Here is a 16,363-nt window from a genome sequence, read left to right as displayed (position 1 = left end):
CTCAAACGCCCAGCGGCGCGACGCCGAACAGCGGCACGTGCAGATAGCGCGCAAAGGCAAACCACAGCGCACCGCCGGCCACCGCGGCAATGGCATCGCGCGACCACGCCGCGCGCGCCGGCGCCAGCCCGGCGGCACGATCGCGCCGGCGCGCGCTGACGAAACCGGCAATCGCCCAGGCCAGGAAGCTGCCGAACAGCAGCACGTCGGCAAGCGTGCCGTTGGAGAGCAGGTGGGCGAGCGCCCACAGCTTCACCCCGGCATACATCGGATGCCCCAGGCGCGCCTTCATCCACGTGCCCGGCACATAGGCCGCCACCAGCAGCACCATCGCCGGCAGCATCAACAGCACGGCCAGATGGCGCGTCCACACCGGCGCGAACCACAGATACAGCGGATCGAGCCGTGCCTGCCCGTAGCCCCACACGATCAGCCCCAGACCGACGACGGAGACCAGCGAATACGCCAGCTTCCACTTCATCAGGCCGTAATGGGCGATGTACTGGCTGCGGTTGGCATCGGCAAAAATGCGCGCAGAATGAGTGCTGAGAAAAAGCATCAGGCCCACGATCAAGGCAGTCATCGGTCGTCCTCCACCACACTGTTCATCAGCGGCCGATTTTCGCATCATTCGGTGGCCAGCCCGCATTTCTTGCTGCCGCCACCGCTGCGCCGCATGGCAACAAAGGAAAAGCGCAGCAGCGCGGGAACGTCTGCCCCGCCGCGCTGACATACGCCTGCACCCACTCACAAGGAGCCCTCATGGACCAGGACAGCATCTGGAGCAAACGCTACCGCGACGCCGGCACCGACTATCTCTTCGGCACCGAACCCAACCGCTTCCTGGCCCGCCGCGAGAATCTGCTGCAAAGCGGCCGCAACGCCGTCTCCATTGCCGACGGCGAAGGGCGCAACTCGGTGTGGCTGGCCGAACTGGGGCTGGAGGTCACCGCCATCGAGATCTCCGCGGTCGCCATCGAGAAGGCCCGCCACCTCGCCGCCGCGCGCAAGGTCGCAGTGGACTTCGTGCAGGCCGACATCCTCGCCCCCGGCTGGCCGCCCGCAGCGCTCCACGATGCCTTCGACTGGACCGTCGGCATCTTCATCCAGTTCGTCGGCCCCGAATGGCGCGAACGCCAGTTCGAAGCCATGAAGCAGCTCACCCGCCCGGGCGGCCGCATCCTCCTGCAGGGCTACACCCCCCGCCAGCTCGAATACCGCACCGGCGGCCCGTCGGCGGTGGAGAACCTGTACACCGCCGAACTCCTCCAGGCCGCCTTCGGCGACTGGCAGATCGAAGAGCTGGTCGAGTACGAAGACCATATCAGCGAAGGCAGCGGCCACGTCGGCCAGTCCGCGCTGATCGGCATGGTGGCGCGCAAGCCGGAGTAGGCGCGGACGCACCCGGCGGATCCGCTAAAATGGCGGATTCTCCGCATTCCCTGACGCAGGAACCCCGCATGCTGAACAAGCTCCCGTCCTTCCCCGGCATCGCCGGCCCGGTGGTCGTCATCGTCATGGACGGCTACGGCCTTCCCAAGACCGAGCTCGGCAGCGCCATCGCCGCCGCCCGCAAGCCGACCCTCGACGCCCTGTTCGCCCAGCATCCGCACATTACCCTGCGCGCCCACGGTACCGCGGTGGGCATGCCCTCGGACGAGGACATGGGCAACTCGGAAGTCGGCCACAACGCCATCGGCGCCGGCCAGGTGTATGCGCAGGGTGCCGCGCTGGTCGCCGGGGCGATCGCCTCGGGCGCCATCTGGCAGGGCGCGGCCTGGCAGCAGGTGGTCGCCGGCGCCAAGGCCGGCCGTGGCGTGCTGCATCTGATCGGCCTGTTCTCCGACGGCAACGTGCACAGCCACATCGACCACCTCAAGGCCCTGGTGCTGCGCGCGCGCGACGAAGGCGTGGGCGCGGTGCGCATCCACGCCCTGCTCGACGGGCGCGATGTGCCCGAGACCAGCGCGCTCGACTACCTCGAACCCTTCGAAGCCTTTCTCGGCGAGCTGCAGGCCGCCGGCTTCGACGCCCGGATCGCCTCCGGCGGCGGCCGTCAGGTCATCACCATGGACCGCTACGACGCCAACTGGAAGATGGTCGAACAGGGCTGGCACACCCACGTACTGGGCCGCGGCGAACAATTCGCCAGCGCCTCCGAGGCGGTGCGCGCGCTGCGCCAGCGCCTGCCCGGCACCATCGACCAGGACCTGCCGCCCTTCGTCATCGCCCGCGACGGCGCCCCGGTGGGCACCATCGAGGACGGCGACGCGGTGGTGTTCTACAACTTCCGCGGCGACCGCGCCATCGAAATCACCCGCGCCTTCGAGGAAGGCGCCGGGTTCGACAAGTTCGAGCGCGTGCGAGTCCCGGCAGTGACCTACGCCGGCATGCTGCAGTACGACGGCGACCTCAAGCTGCCGAAGCGCTTCCTGGTCGACCCGCCGGCCATCCGCGACACCATGAGCGAATGGTTCTCCAAAAGCGGCGTCGCCCAGTTCGCCTGCTCCGAGACGCAGAAGTTCGGCCACGTCACCTACTTCTGGAACGGCAACCGCTCCAACAAGTTCGCCGGCGAGACCTGGCAGGAAGTGCCCAGCGACGTCGTGCCCTTCGAGCAGCGCCCGTGGATGAAGGCCGCCGAGATCACCGACGCGATGATCGAAGCGATCCGCAGCGGCCAGTACAAGGTGCTGCGCTGCAACTACGCCAACGGCGACATGGTCGGCCACTCCGGCCACTTCCGCGCCGCCACCATGGCCATCGAAGCGGTCGACCTCGCGCTCTCTCGCCTGCTGCCCGCCATCGAAGCGGCCGGCGGCGTCGCTCTGATCACCGCCGACCACGGCAACGCCGACGAGATGTTCGAGCTCGACAAGAAGACCAAGCAGCCCGCGCAGAACCCCGACGGCTCCTACAAGGCCAAGACCGCCCACACCCTGAACCCCGTGCCGCTGGTGCTCTACGACAAGGCCACAGGCGGCAGGCTGGGGCTGAAGGCGCTCGACGGCGCCGGCCTGTCCAACATCGCCGCCACGGTCGCCAACCTGATCGGCCTCGAAAAGCACGCAGCCTGGGACGACAGCCTGCTCGAAGTCCGCTGACCCCCTGTAGGAGCGGGCTTGCCCGCGATACGGCCCGCGGGAAAACGACCGCCGCATCGCGGGCAAGCCCGCTCCTACCAAACCCCTGGCCCGCCGCGCAGCATTCGGCAAACAGGCCGCGCAAGACGCCCCTTCGACCGCATCCAGCGGCCATTTATAGCTAGATTAGCGAAGTTATCGTTTCCTAGTAACTTCGCTAATCTCTATATAAACGGCGGCGCACCGACCCGGTTCTCACCCTTATTCCCCGGCCCCTGCACCGCACTCCCCGAACTTGCCGGTCGCGACGACTTGCGCGACTTCCGCCCGCGCTTCTGCTCACGCTTATTGCCTGCTTTTGCCAAGAAGCCCAAGCTGAACCCATGAGCACGATGAACATCTCGCTGGCTGCCAGCGTCAGGGCCTTCGTCGACGGGCTGGTCTGCCAGGGTGGCTACGGCACCAGCAGCGAGTACGTGGGCTAACTGATCCGCAAGGGTCAGGACCGCCAACAGCTGCGCGACCTGCTGCTTGCCGGTGCGGCATCTGCCCCACCGCGCCGGTGACCGAGGCCTACTTCGACGGGCTGCGCGCACGGGTGCGCAGGGGTACGAGGATTTGCATAGGATGGTCATGCGAGGCGAAATCAGCCGTGTCAGGTTTGCTCATGAACTCTGGCGTGGAATGCCAGCGGCTTCATACAAAAATTTCGTTGTCGAGCTCATCAGGCTGAACCTGTGAGTCGCTTTCTGAGAAGACTTGTTGATAGCCACCTCCAATGCCAAGATTTCCAGAATCAGGGCGAACCGTGTGACGTCTTTCGTTGCCGGGCTAATAACTTCGCCGGCGCAGCGGATCGAGCAACCCACTCAGGTTGTTGTGGTCGAGTTCGTGCATCAGCGCCAGCAACTGGCCCAGCTGCCCGGGCGGAAAGCCGTTGCGCGCAAACCAGGCGAGGTAAGATCCGGGCAGGTCCGCGATCACCCGGCCCTTGTACTTGCCGAAGGGCATCGCGCGGGTCAGCAGCAATTCGAGGTGTTCTGGATTCATCCGTTTTCCGTCCTCCATGACGAGCGCCCCCACCCTGGCGCTCGGTTTCTGCAAGGTGAGCCGCTTGAACCTCCCCCTCTTCGACACCCCGCCCATCGAGCTGGAAACCGGCCCCGATCCGCGCTTCAGCGTGATCTGGATGCACGGTCTGGGCGCAGATGGCAGCGATTTCGAACCGATTGTCGCCGAACTGGGCCTGCCCCGCACCCCGGCGCTGCGCTTCGTCTTCCCGCACGCACCCTACCGCGCGGTGACCTGCAACGGCGGCTACGTCATGCGCGCCTGGTACGACATCGTCTCGCTGGCCCCCGACAGCCGGCAGATCGACGAAGCCGGGTTGCTCGAATCGCGTGCGCTGATCCGCCAGCTGATCGAGCGCGAAGCCGCGCGCGGCATACCCAGCGAACGCGTCATCCTGGCGGGCTTCTCGCAAGGAGGCGCGGTGGCCTACATGACCGGACTCACCCACCCCGCCCCGCTGGCCGGCATTGTCGCCCTGTCGACCTACATCCCCAGCCCCCGGTTGCTGATCGAAGGCTTCGAGGCGGCACGCCGCGACACCCCGGTCTTCGCCGCCCACGGCACCGACGACGATGTCGTCTCGCCCACACTCGGACTGCAGGCGGCCGAGCTGCTCAGGCAACTGGGCATGGCGCCGGAGTGGCGAAGCTATGAGCTGCCGCATTCGGTGAACCTTGAGGAGATCGCCGATATCGGCGCCTGGCTGCGGCGTGTGTGCGGAATGGACGGGCCCGGTGTCGAGGGCGGAGTGGTGAGCTATTAACCCGGCAATCAAATACCGTTCGGGCTGAGCCTGTCGAAGCCCAGTCGGCACGAACGCCCTTCGACAAGCTCAGGGCGAACGGAATAGCGTATTTCGTTGCCGGGTGAATAAGCGGCTTGGCCGCCGAATGAGAATGGGCGGTGCCATATCTGCATGGCTTGATGACCTTAGCGGCAACGAAGCGAAACAGGCCCCCAACTGAGGGCACGGCGGCGGCGGGCTGGCACCTTTGGGATGAGGAGCTGAGTTGGAATCCTTGCCCGTTCTTCCAGACACACGAGCCTTGAGGCAAACACGTTGTTGCCTGCGCAGTGACGGATCAGAAGCCCTGGAACAAGAGATCCAAAGCCGCAACGATTTCCGGGCGCCTGGATTCAAGTGATACCACTGGCTGCTTGAGCAACTGGTTCGGAACAGCGGCCAAGCCTTGGGTCATCATCACCACGCGATGCCCCTCAACTTCAAACACCGGGTTGAGCGTTTTCGCGAAGTGAGGAATTTCCCCTTCGGGGAACAGTGGAACCACCACGCGTGTTGCGAAATGGCCATTCACGTCCGCCTGCACATTGAGCAGATACCCAAGGTGACCAGGGTTTCGGTAGACCGTGAATTGCGCCATCAGAAGGTCCTGTACTTGGCCAAGGGCAAGCCGTTCTTTTCGACGTAGGCATTCCAGCACTCGAACGCTTCCGCGTTTTCGGCAACCCAAAGCGCTGCGCGCTTTTCTGCCACGGCTCTGGCCAAACCGGCCTCTGCCGCTTGTGAAACATTGATCCGCAATGCCTTTGCTTCTGCAAGGAGGGGTTCAGCCAACGAGACGTTGGTGGCCTTTTTTGGCGCCGTTGCGTACTGATCAATGGACATGGTTCGGGCCTTCTGATGAGGTATGGGCAAGAGCGTACTATGCATGCGCCTGGTTTGGAACATCATGAATGCGCATCGATGGCAACATCGGAGCCTCCGCATCCAGATTGATCTCGAAGCGGGCGACCAGCGCAGAATCGGACACGCCACCTTCTTGAATGCGCGCGCTCGCGGGAACCTGGTAGTCTCCCGGCATGTGCAGGAAGCCTGATCCACGACCCCGCCTCACTGTGCATTGAGGCAACTAGCCGAATGTCCCCGACCATCCGCTACTACGACATCAACGCCACCGAATTCGCCAAGGGCACGCTGGACGTAGATATGTCCGCGCTGCACAGCCGTTTCCTCGCCAACATCCCCGCAGGCGGGTTGATCCTCGACGCTGGCTGCGGCGCCGGGCGCGACGTCAAGGCCTTCGTTCGAGCCGGATTTCGAGTACGCGCCTTCGATGCTTCTGCCGAACTCGTTCGCCTCGCGCAAGAGAACGCGGGTCAGGCAGTCGAACTGCGCCGCTTCGAGGACGTCGATGAACGCAACTGTTATGACGGGATCTGGGCTTGCGCGAGCCTGCTACACGTTCCCGAGGCCGACTTGCCCGCGACCATTGGCCGCTTGTGGGCCAGCCTCAAACCGGGTGGCGTCTTCTATCTCAGCTTCAAACACGGCGAGGGCGAACGCTGCACAGGCGAACGCTGCTTTACCGATGCGACCGAGACACGGCTCGGCGAATGGGTCGCGGGGCTGCCCGAAATGGAATCGCTGGAGTGCTGGGTTACGGGGGACCAACGCCCTGGGCGCAGCGAAGACTGGCTTAATGGATTACTGCGGCGCAAGACCGTGCCGACCCGGCGCCTCTTCACTGGTGAGCCGCAACACCCACTGCTCTCTCAGCTTTGTCAATCGATCGCCCGCGCGGACGAGATTGATCTAGCAGTATCGTTCGTGCAGGCGAGTGGCCTGCGTCTGCTGCTGCCCGACCTTTATGACGCGCTCGGCCGACGAGCTCCCGAGTCTCGATCGCCGGCGCGCGTCCGTATCCTCACCAGCGACTATCTCGACATCACCGACCCCAAGGCGCTGCGCTTGCTGATCTTGCTGCAAGAGCAAGGCGCACAGGTGCGAATCTTCGAGGCTGGTGACCGCAGCTTTCATCTGAAGGCCTACCTGTTTACCCACTTACCCAACCCAAGCGCGCAGCACGGCACCGTCTTCATCGGTTCCAGCAATATCAGCCGACCCGCGCTCACCGACGGGCTGGAATGGAACTACCGCATCGACTACCCGGGTGACGATGGTTTCCTGGAAGCGCGCGCCCGCTTCGAAGAATTGTTCCGGGATTCACGTACGGTGGAACTCAACGACGCGTGGATTGAGCGCTACGAAGCGCGCCGCGTTATACCGCCACGGCCGCTCGAACCGAGCGCAGAGGAGAATGAGAAGCCCCCGACGCCAACGTCGATCCAGCAGGAAGCAATGGCCGCGCTCGCCCGCACACGGCACGAAGGTTATCGGCGGGGTCTGGTCGTCCTCGCCACAGGCCTCGGAAAAACCTGGCTCGCGGCCTTCGATGCCGAGCAGCTCGGCGCCCGTCGCGTGCTCTTCGTCGCCCATCGCGAAGAGATCCTCAAACAGGCTGCGGACACCTTTGTCCGCATCCGCCCACGCGCGCGTGTCGGTTACTACATGGGCCAGATTCGCGACACACAGGTCGACGTGCTATGCGCCTCGGTACAGACACTCGGTCGCAATGCACACCTCGAACGGTTCGCACCGCAGCATTTCGATTACGTCGTGATCGACGAATTCCACCACGCTGCAGCGCCGACCTACCGCCGACTGCTCACCCACTTCGCGCCGCAGTTCCTGCTCGGCCTCACCGCTACACCGGATCGCACCGACCAATCAGACATCCTGTCCCTCTGTGACGACAACCTAGTCTTCGACCGGAACCTTTTTGCGGGCATCGACGCTGGCCTGCTCGCTCCCTTCCACTACTACGGGGTCTGGGATGCTTCGGTCAACTACAAGGAGATTCCCTGGCGAAATGGCCGCTTCGACCCCGACAAGCTGTCGAACAAGCTCGCCACCCTCGCTCGCGCCCGCCACGCACTGAAGGAATGGCGCAAGCGCGCACAAAAACGCACGCTCGCCTTTTGCGTATCAGTACGACACGCCGAGTTCATGGCGACACAGTTCAGCCTGCAAGGCATCCCAGCAGCAGCCGTGTATGCCGGCTCGGGGCTGGCACGCGGCGAGGCACTGGAGCAACTCGCTGACGGGCGACTGGCGGTGGTTTTCTCGGTCGACCTCTTCAACGAGGGCGTCGACTTGCCCACCATCGACACAGTGCTGATGTTGCGGCCAACCGAATCGAAAATCCTCTTCCTGCAGCAACTCGGCCGCGGACTTCGCCGCGCCGAGGGCAAGGAACGTCTGGTGGTACTCGACTTCATCGGCAACCATCACAGTTTCCTGCACAAACCACAGGCACTTGGGCAGTTCGGCAGCGGATACAAGCAATTGGCGGAGTTCGCGCGCAGGGTAGAGACGCGCAGGCTCGAACTCCCCTCCGGCTGCTACATCAACTTCGACCTGGAGTTGATCGACTTCCTCAAATCACTCGATGGCGACGGCGTAGCCCGCGATTACGAGGCGCTGCGCGACGGCCTGGGACGCCGCCCGACGCTGGCCGAGTTCTACCGCAGCGGCGCTAACCTGGGACGGATGCGTCGGGAGTACGTGAGCTGGTTCGGGTTAGTGAAAACGCAGGGTGATCTAGGTGAGACCGAGTCGATCATTCTCGAAACGCACCAGATACTGCTGCGCGAACTCGAGACCACCGCGATGACCAAGAGCTTCAAGATGGTACTTCTCGAAGCCTTCCAGGAACTCGACGGCTGGCACACTGCACCCAGCCTCGGACAACTCGCGGAACGCTCATGGCAAGTTCTGCAGCGCCGCCGGCCGCTTCTCGCCGATCTCCCCGACATCGTCAGAAATACTGAAGACGGCACAACGGCCAGTTGGCAGCGCTACTGGCGGGACAATCCAGTAAACGCCTGGATCGGCGGTAATCAAACGGCAGAGAAGGACCGCCTGTTCCGTGTGCGCAGCGATTGCTTCGAGCCCGTTCTCGGAGTGCCACCCGAGCATCAGGATGCGCTCACGAATCTAGTCCAAGAACTGATCGACTATCGCCTCGCCGCCTATGAAGCCAGGCGCACCGCGACGCACAGTGCCGACAACGTGATTCCTATCCAGCGACAGCGTCCGGAGGGGACGGAGCTCCCCTACTTTCCCAATCTGCGCATCGCCTGTGGCCATTTCCGCACCGCCCGCGCCGATATCGAGGAACACCGCCGCGTGGGTGCAGACTATGGTCGCCTTGATCCCGCCCGCCACTTCATTGCCCGTGCTTCGGGCAACTCCATGAACGGCGGCAAAAACCCAATCCGTGATGGGGACTATCTGCTACTCGAACTCGTCACCCCAACCAACGCCGGCTCGATTACCGGCACCATCATGGCAATCGAGCGCCAGGATCGTACGGGGGATGATCAGTATCTGCTGCGGGCCGTCACCAAACAACGCGATGGCAGCTACGTGCTCGTCGCCAACAACCCAGACTATGAAGACATCCACGTCACGCCTGAAATGGCGGACGAACTGCGCACACTCGCCCGCCTGAAAGCAGTCATCGACCCGCTCGAACTCGCAATCGGCGAATCCTTCATGCGTGAAGAGATCCCGCCGCTGTTCGGTGTCGAGTTCAATCCGGGGAACTGGAACAGCGGGCACGTAGCGATCCCGGAGCGCAATGCCCAGGTGTTGTTGGTTACCTTGAACAAGCAAGGCAAATCCCAAGATCATCGCTATCTCGACCGCTGGATCGACGATCGCACCTTTCAATGGTCAAGCCAGAACTCGACCACCCCCGAGAGCAAGCGCGGACGGGAGATCATCGAGCACGAAAAACTGGGAATCGCCCTGCATCTCTTCGTACGAGAAACGAAGCTAACGAATGGGAAGGCCGCGCCGTTCGTGTATTGCGGGAAGGCCCGATACAGGAGCCACAGCGGCAGCGCACCAATCAGCGTCGTACTTGAAGTGGAGTGAGATGCCGCGGATACAACGCAACCACCGGCGTACTGGATCGGCTGCGCAACTACTTTGGCTGCAGGCTCAAGCAGTTGGTCGAGCACATTCCCGACAACCCGGTCAGGGCGAGCAAGGGTCAAACGGGGCCAGGGCCAGACTGACGTCACGCCGGCTTGGGCCAAGCGTGGGCACAAAAGAAAACGGGCCAGACCCGTGAGGATCTGACCCATTGATGTATCTGGCGCGCCCGGCGCGATTCGAACGCACGACCCCTGCCTTCGGAGGGCCGGGGAGTCAAGTAAATTGGTGTTCAGGCAAGTTCTTAACGTTCTGTTTTTTCGCATTTTTATATAATTGAAGTTCGCTTAAGTTCATGTTAGTTTTCCGTACGAATTCCGTACTCGGAGAAACGCATGGCAACCGCGATCAGTACAGTCGGCGACCGCAAGAAGCTTAAGGCCCGCCGCGAGCCTTACTGGAACCGCATCGAGGCCGGCTGCTATCTCGGCTACCGCAAGCTGGCAGACGGCACCGGCACCTGGATCGCACGCTGGCGCGCCGAGGACGGCGGGCAGAAATACAGAGCGCTGGGCAGTCTCGCCACCTATGACGACGCCGCGAAGGCGGCTCGCCAATGGTTCGAGCTGTGCCATGGTGGCAGCACCGAAGTCGTCGACGTCGAGGAAGCCTGCAGGCGCTACGTTGCTGACCGGCGCAGCGCGAAGGGCGACGCCACTGCCAAAGACGCCGAGGGTCGATTCAAGCGACTGGTATACGGAACGAAGTTCGGCCGTATCAAGCTACCCGCGCTGCGTACAGCACACATTACCGACTGGCGAAACTCCCAGGTCGACCGCGAGGACGACGAGGACGAGGACCCGGATGCAGCTCGCCGCGCGAAGGACTCCGCGAACAGGAATCTCGCCACACTGAAGGCTGCGCTGAACCTGGCCTACCGCATGGGCCTGGCTGGAAGCACTGCGCAATGGGACCGCGTCGAGGCCTTCAAGGGCGCGAGCAAGCGCCGCGACGTATCGTTGACGATGGCCGATCGGAAGAAGCTAATCGCTGCCGCCACGCCCGATTTGACTGTGTTCCTCCAGGTTATGTTGTTGACCGGCTGTCGCCCGGGCGAATTGGCGAGTTGCACCGTGGGCGATCTCGATCCGGCCGGCCTGCTGACTGTTAGCGGCAAAACCGGACGTCGCACCATCCCTGTTTCACCGAAGGCGCTTGCGCTGCTCAAGTCTGCCTCAGGACAGCGCGATGTTGATGAACCGCTGCTGACGCGCTCCGGAGTCGCCTGGACGCGTTTCGAGTGGCGCGACGCCTTCCAAGAGGCGCGAAAGGCCGCAGGACTGCCCGAGACCGTAGTGATGTATTCGCTGCGCCATGTCGCGATCTCGGAGATGCTGGTGAGCGGCATGGATCCGATGACCGTCTCGAAGATTTGCGGCACCAGTATCGAGATGATTTCTAGGCACTACGGCCATCTGATCCGCGAGCGCGTGCTCGCCCAGCTCGCGAAGGTACAGGCGATATGAGCCGCGAGTTCTTTGTCGACGGCGGGCTGCTGGAGCCCGGCAACAAACTGGCTGTACGCACGATGGCCAAGTACGCGCTTCGGTCGATCTCAGAGGATCGCCGAACCGCACAGGTGCGTCATGACGATGCGCTCGATTGGCTTGAAGCTGCGTTGGCTGCGATCGCAGCGGGCAAGGAGCCGAATCAGGCCTTCGGTTGGTCGCAGAGCCGCCGGGGCAACTCCGCAGGCAACCACGCATTGAGAGACTGGGAGATCAAGATGGCGGTCCGCGACCGCATGCGGGAAACCGGCGAGTCGAAGACCGTGGCCTGCGAAAACGTTTCGAGCGATTGTGACGGCGAGGTCCCGCTGAAGGCCGAGAGGATCAAGGAGATCTGCAAAGGCGTTACCGCGGACAGCGAACTTCCACAGCCCACTGATATATTTCCAATCAACCCGACGGCCTACCAGAGAGAGTGATCAATTCCGAATTGACCATTCGGTAGTGCTTTGTCTTGTGGGTGAATATCCCTGCTGACTTCAATTTATGGAGACAGCCCAGATGGAAACCCCGAGCACCACTACCCCGCGAGGCGCCTTTACCGTTGCTGAGTTTTGCAAGGCGCACAGCTTCACGAAGGTCCTGTTCTACAAGCTCATCAAAGAAGGTAGAGGTCCGAGGATCATGAAAGTCGGCTCCCGGACCTTGATCTCCATCGAGGCCGCTGCCGACTGGCGTCGCCAGATGGAAGATTGCGCCGCTCTAATGCCGTCGCGTCGCAGCAAGCACTGATAGAGGCTGCGGAATGACAGCCTCACATAAGAATGCTCCCATGCAGGTGGGCTCTCGCGGGTGCGCGATCAGCTTGGAAAGCGGGCATCCGCCTCCTTACGCCCCAACATTCTCGACGCCCCCCCAGCCGAGTGTTGATGAACTTGAGTTTACACGCGACGTTATCGCGCTTTTCGGCGCCGGCCGTCTAGTCTCGGTCGCACGCTACCTCTCGGTAGGCCGAGCGCATATCGAAGTTTATGGCCCGCTACCTCGCGGCTGGCAACGCATAATTCCTGCCTGCACCTACCGTCGTGAGGCGATGCGTATCGGCTGGCGTAACTCGCGCGGCTGGAGACTGCATCCGGTGGAGATGTGGCAAATTTGCGAGTTGGCAGCTGAGCTTGCCAGGCAGCAGACTGCGCGAAGGGGCACGTGATGACTGCCGCTACATATCAGCAGGACACGCCCGAGCGGGTCGCGAGCGCACTGAGCGTCCTCGATGCGAGTGACCGGGAGCTATGGGTCAAGATGGCCTTTGCGACGAAGGACGCCCTCGGCGAAGCAGGCCGCGATGTGTGGCTCGATTGGTCGAGCACGGCCATAAACTTCGACGAGCGTGCCGCAGCGGCAACTTGGAAGTCTGCCAAGGCGGGTGGTCCTGTCACGGCTGGGTCGCTGTACTTCGAGGCACGCCAGCGCGGCTGGCGCGACGACTCTCGCCCGATCGCGATCGATCCCGCCGAGGCCGAGCGCCGCCGTGTCGAGCGGGCCGAACGTGCCTCGCGGGCAGCCGCAGAGTTGGAAGCCGAGCGCGCGGAGGCCGCCGAGCGTGCGTGTGCGATCTGGAACGCAGCCTCCGCCAACCTCACCGATCACCCGTATGTCGAGCGGAAGGGCGGTCTCGGCTTCGGCTCGCTGGTGCGCCGCGGTCCTTGGCCGCAGGACGGCTGGTCTGACGCACTGCTGGCGCCGATCTTCGATCGGAATCAGAACCTCATGTCGATTGAGGCGATTAGCCCGGGCGGCGAGAAGCGATCGCTCCGGGGCGGCCAGAAAAGCGGCGGTTTCTGCGCGATCGGAAAGTTCTCGGATGGCGCGGTGAAGGAGGTTATCGTCGCGGAAGGCGTCGCCACGGCAGCCGCATGTGCCGACGCGACCGGCAAACCGGCGGTGGCGGCGTTCTGCAAGGGGAACCTGCGGGCGGCCGCTGAGGCAGTACGGGCGATCCGTCCGGACATCAAGATCGTCATCGCTGCGGACGTCGGCGCTGAGCGCGAAGCGCGCCAAGCTGCCGCGGCAGTTGGCGGGTATGTCGCGGTCCCGGAGGGCGTCGAAGGCGACGGCGTCGATTTTTGGGATGTTTGGTCTCAACTCGGCCCAAACGAGGCCGGACGGCAGTTGCTCGGCGTGCTGCATGGCAATCCGGTGGCGCCGGAGGTCGAAGACGCTCCAGCGGGCGATGCGCTGCTGGCCGAGCCCAATTCAGCCCTCGATCCGGCGGGCACGGCCAAGCAGCATGAAGCTACCCCTTCAGTGCCTGAAAGCGAGCGCCCATGCTTCCGTGTCTACGATGACTGGGTGGTTCTGGACACTGGCCGCAGGCTTCGACCCGGCGTGTGGCATCACACCATGTCCACCCCGAAGAGCGGCGAACCCTCGCCCGTCGATTCGTTTGTGTGCGGCCCGCTTTATGTGCTGGCCCAGACGTTCGATGGCACCGAGAGCAACTTCGGCCGACTGCTTCGTTTTCGGACCACGGCGGGCCGGTGGCGCACGTGGGCAATGCCCATGGAACTGCTAAAAGGTGACGGTGCGGACCTGCGCGGCGAGCTGCTTGCGATGGGCCTTGATATCGACCCGTGTGCGCGTCAGACGCTCTCGCGTTACCTGCAGGACCGGCCTCCGGTAAAGCGGATCCGCTGCGCCCTTCAGGTCGGATGGTGCGGCGCCGCGTTTGTGCTTCCCGATGCCGTTATAGGCCCTGATGCGTCCGGTGTAATCTTTCAGTCCGGGGAACGCGCACATGAAGAGCACGGGCAAGCTGGTACGCTCGAAGGGTGGCGAAAAGAGATAGCGGCGCGGGCGCAGGGCAACCCGATGTTCATCCTTGCACTTTCAGCAGCATTTGCTGGTCCGCTGCTAAAGCGAACGAACACGGAGGGCGGCGGGCTACACTTCGTCGGTGACAGTTCCACCGGAAAGACCACCATCTTGGAAGCCGCGTGCTCTGTATGGGGTGGTCCGGGCTACAAGCGCAGTTGGCGTGCGACCGCCAACGGCATGGAGGGCGCGGCGGCGATGTTCAACGACTGCTTGCTCGCTCTAGACGAAATCAGCGAGTGTGACCCGCGAGAAGTCGGCGCGATTGTGTATTCGCTCGGCAACGGCACCGGCAAGCAGCGCGCGAACAGAACCGGGTCAGCGAGGGCTGTGACGCGCTGGCAGGCTGTTGTTGTCTCAACCGGCGAGCGCAGCATCGGCACGACGATGGCGGATGGCGGGCACAGAACCAAGGCTGGGCAGGCGGTGCGCCTGCTCGACATTCCCGTGGTGCGGCGCTTCGGATGTTTTGACGAACTCCACGGGCTCTCGTCCGGGACTGCCTTGTCTGATGCCATCAAGCGGGCAGCACGCCAGCACCACGGAAACGCTGGGCGTGCATTCCTTGAGCGACTGACAGGGGACGCGCGAGATCTCGCGGCACAGCTTGAGAAGATCAAGTTGCTGCCGGAGTTGAACCCGAGTGACGGAGAGGGTCAAGATAGACGGGCTGCGGGCCGCTTCGCTCTGCTCGCGTTGGCTGGAGAACTGGCGACCGAGTACGGCATCACCGGGTGGAACAAGGGTGCTGCCACGGCTGCAGCCGTGACCGGTTTTGAACTGTGGCGATCGATGCGCGGAAAGGGCAACGACGAGCGTAGACAGATCCTTGATCGTCTCACGTCGTTCATCGAACGACATGGCGACAGCCGCTTTTCGGCCTGGACGGTGGACTCGACCGTGGTGCGTGATCGTGCGGGCTGGTGGAAGGCAGACGATACGGGCGGGCGGCTGTACCTGTTCACCGGCGATGGACTGCGCGAGGCGCTGAAGGGCTACGACTTCAAGCGCGCGCTCGATGTATTGGAGGCGTGCGGTGTTATCCCCAAGGCTGCGGGGACTGGCGAGCGCCGGCGGTCTGTGCGGATTCGCGGCGTGACCGCCAAGGTCTACGAGGTGAATTACTCCGCTCTGCAGGGTGGTTTCGACGTTGTGTGATCTCTTGTGCCGTCGGATGAACGAACCACGAAGCCGGTCTTGTCCCGGCTTTTTCCGTCATGCTGTGCATTCTGTGCCGGGCGTGAGACGTGCCGGCGGTACGGCAGAACTCGCTCCAGCACTGAATGTGCCGTCTGTGCCGCCTGTACGGCTCAATTTCGACAAGGTACGAGCAAGGTCGGGCACTGCGGCTTCAAGCCCTCCTGGTGGCTCGGGTTCTCTCACGCGACCCCTATTTGTAGACGGCACAAGCGGCACCAGCGGCACACTCAATAGCGACGCTGGATTCACTGTGCCGCCTAGTCAAATCGCAGGCGATACAGGTGGCACAAACCGGGAGTTCGGCTATCGGATGCCGGCACTCGCTGCTGTCGAGACCGGACCGATGTGGAGGCGGGTGTGGTGGTGTGCGCTGCCATCCCTGCCGGCCCGCTGGCCTCGCCTGCAGGCTGACCAGCGCGCACCGAGCCGCCCACGGCTGCGATACAGGCTCAACGCGGCCCGATCCGACCTGTGGCCTACGGGGGGCATCACCGGTGGGGCGTTCGGTCGTCTGGCGCGCTCCTGCGCTGCGCGGCGGATCAACGGTGAGATTTGTCATCCTGAAGACGCGCCATGACGCCCCAGACGCTCGTGCACGCGTTGTGCAGGGCTTCGTCGCGAACAGCCCCCTTGTAGTTCGGATACCGGATCGCCCGGACTTGCTCGGCCATCGCCAGAGCGACCTGCTCGCGGTCGATACGAGCACGATAGCGGTAGTCCGTGCCGGCGTTTTCAACGACGGGGGCATCAGGGAACACCGCCTCGATGTCGCCGCGGCGCCTGGCACGCACGAGCAGCGTGGCGCCGCTGGGGTCGCCCTTGTCGACGATGCTCAGGAACGAGTCGCTCAGAAAGATCCACATCAGGCATTCCTCCGGAAACGG

Annotated in this window: 14 protein-coding genes; 9 read left to right on the top strand and 5 right to left on the bottom strand. The window is 63.5% G+C overall.

Translation table 11 applies throughout. From position 1 onward, the window contains the following. Position 1: 1 nt before the first annotated feature. The gene (locus C8261_RS12675; RefSeq protein ID WP_107494085.1) at positions 2 to 583 is read right to left on the bottom strand and encodes an NnrU family protein; all 582 of its coding nucleotides are present in this window, start codon (positions 581 to 583) and stop codon (positions 2 to 4) included. Between the two features lie 179 nt (positions 584 to 762). On the opposite strand from C8261_RS12675, the gene C8261_RS12670 reads away from it, so the two are divergent. From C8261_RS12670 to C8261_RS17855, 3 genes are all read left to right on the top strand, one after another. Beyond that, positions 763 to 1,392 (top strand): SAM-dependent methyltransferase, encoded by a 630-nt coding sequence (locus C8261_RS12670; protein WP_107494084.1) that lies wholly within the window; start codon positions 763 to 765, stop codon positions 1,390 to 1,392. Positions 1,393 to 1,460: 68 nt separating this feature from the next. Then, the gene (gene gpmI, locus C8261_RS12665) at positions 1,461 to 3,104 is read left to right on the top strand and encodes a 2,3-bisphosphoglycerate-independent phosphoglycerate mutase (protein WP_107494083.1); all 1,644 of its coding nucleotides are present in this window, start codon (positions 1,461 to 1,463) and stop codon (positions 3,102 to 3,104) included. 362 nt (positions 3,105 to 3,466) lie between these two features. Then, positions 3,467 to 3,568, top strand: a complete 102-nt coding sequence (locus C8261_RS17855; RefSeq protein ID WP_408003218.1) for a ribbon-helix-helix domain-containing protein — start codon at positions 3,467 to 3,469, stop codon at positions 3,566 to 3,568. A 346-nt stretch (positions 3,569 to 3,914) separates the two neighbouring features. Here the strand turns inward: C8261_RS17855 and C8261_RS12655 are convergent, their stop codons facing one another. Continuing rightward, entirely contained in the window at positions 3,915 to 4,133 is a 219-nt protein-coding gene (locus C8261_RS12655) for a DUF3820 family protein (protein WP_107494082.1), read from the bottom strand. Between the two features lie 16 nt (positions 4,134 to 4,149). On the opposite strand from C8261_RS12655, the gene C8261_RS12650 reads away from it, so the two are divergent. After that, entirely contained in the window at positions 4,150 to 4,917 is a 768-nt protein-coding gene (locus C8261_RS12650) for an alpha/beta hydrolase (protein WP_107494081.1), read from the top strand. A 319-nt stretch (positions 4,918 to 5,236) separates the two neighbouring features. Here the strand turns inward: C8261_RS12650 and C8261_RS12645 are convergent, their stop codons facing one another. Continuing rightward, on the bottom strand, positions 5,237 to 5,536 hold the full coding sequence (locus C8261_RS12645) for a CcdB family protein (RefSeq protein WP_107494080.1): 300 nt from the start codon (positions 5,534 to 5,536) through the stop codon (positions 5,237 to 5,239). Continuing rightward, positions 5,536 to 5,781, bottom strand: coding sequence for a type II toxin-antitoxin system CcdA family antitoxin (locus tag C8261_RS12640; protein WP_107494128.1), 246 nt, complete (start codon positions 5,779 to 5,781; stop codon positions 5,536 to 5,538). Before C8261_RS12640 ends, C8261_RS12645 begins: the two co-directional genes overlap by 1 nt. 252 nt (positions 5,782 to 6,033) lie before the next feature. Here C8261_RS12640 and C8261_RS12635 point away from each other — a divergent pair, with 252 nt between their 5' ends. From C8261_RS12635 to C8261_RS12615, 5 genes are all read left to right on the top strand, one after another. Beyond that, a complete protein-coding gene (locus C8261_RS12635) occupies positions 6,034 to 9,897 on the top strand; it encodes a DUF3427 domain-containing protein (RefSeq protein WP_107494079.1) in 3,864 nt (1,287 codons plus the stop codon). Between the two features lie 395 nt (positions 9,898 to 10,292). Then, the gene (locus C8261_RS12630; RefSeq protein WP_107494078.1) at positions 10,293 to 11,423 is read left to right on the top strand and encodes a tyrosine-type recombinase/integrase; all 1,131 of its coding nucleotides are present in this window, start codon (positions 10,293 to 10,295) and stop codon (positions 11,421 to 11,423) included. Continuing rightward, positions 11,420 to 11,884, top strand: a complete 465-nt coding sequence (locus tag C8261_RS12625; RefSeq protein WP_107494077.1) for a hypothetical protein — start codon at positions 11,420 to 11,422, stop codon at positions 11,882 to 11,884. Before C8261_RS12630 ends, C8261_RS12625 begins: the two co-directional genes overlap by 4 nt. 82 nt (positions 11,885 to 11,966) lie before the next feature. Further along, complete coding sequence (locus C8261_RS12620) at positions 11,967 to 12,197, top strand: hypothetical protein (protein ID WP_107494127.1); 231 nt, start codon at positions 11,967 to 11,969, stop codon at positions 12,195 to 12,197. Positions 12,198 to 12,614: 417 nt separating this feature from the next. Continuing rightward, positions 12,615 to 15,437 carry a DUF927 domain-containing protein gene (locus C8261_RS12615; protein ID WP_107494076.1) on the top strand — a complete coding sequence of 941 codons (2,823 nt, stop codon included), beginning with the start codon at positions 12,615 to 12,617 and terminating at the stop codon, positions 15,435 to 15,437. 581 nt (positions 15,438 to 16,018) lie between these two features. Here the strand turns inward: C8261_RS12615 and C8261_RS12610 are convergent. Then, on the bottom strand, positions 16,019 to 16,342 hold the full coding sequence (locus C8261_RS12610) for a hypothetical protein (RefSeq protein WP_181358943.1): 324 nt from the start codon (positions 16,340 to 16,342) through the stop codon (positions 16,019 to 16,021). Positions 16,343 to 16,363 lie beyond the last annotated feature (21 nt).

It is taken from the genome of Pseudothauera lacus, from assembly GCF_003034845.1.
Taxonomy (GTDB): Bacteria; Pseudomonadota; Gammaproteobacteria; order Burkholderiales; family Rhodocyclaceae; genus Pseudothauera; species Pseudothauera lacus.
This window is presented reverse-complemented; position numbering and strand designations above follow the sequence as displayed.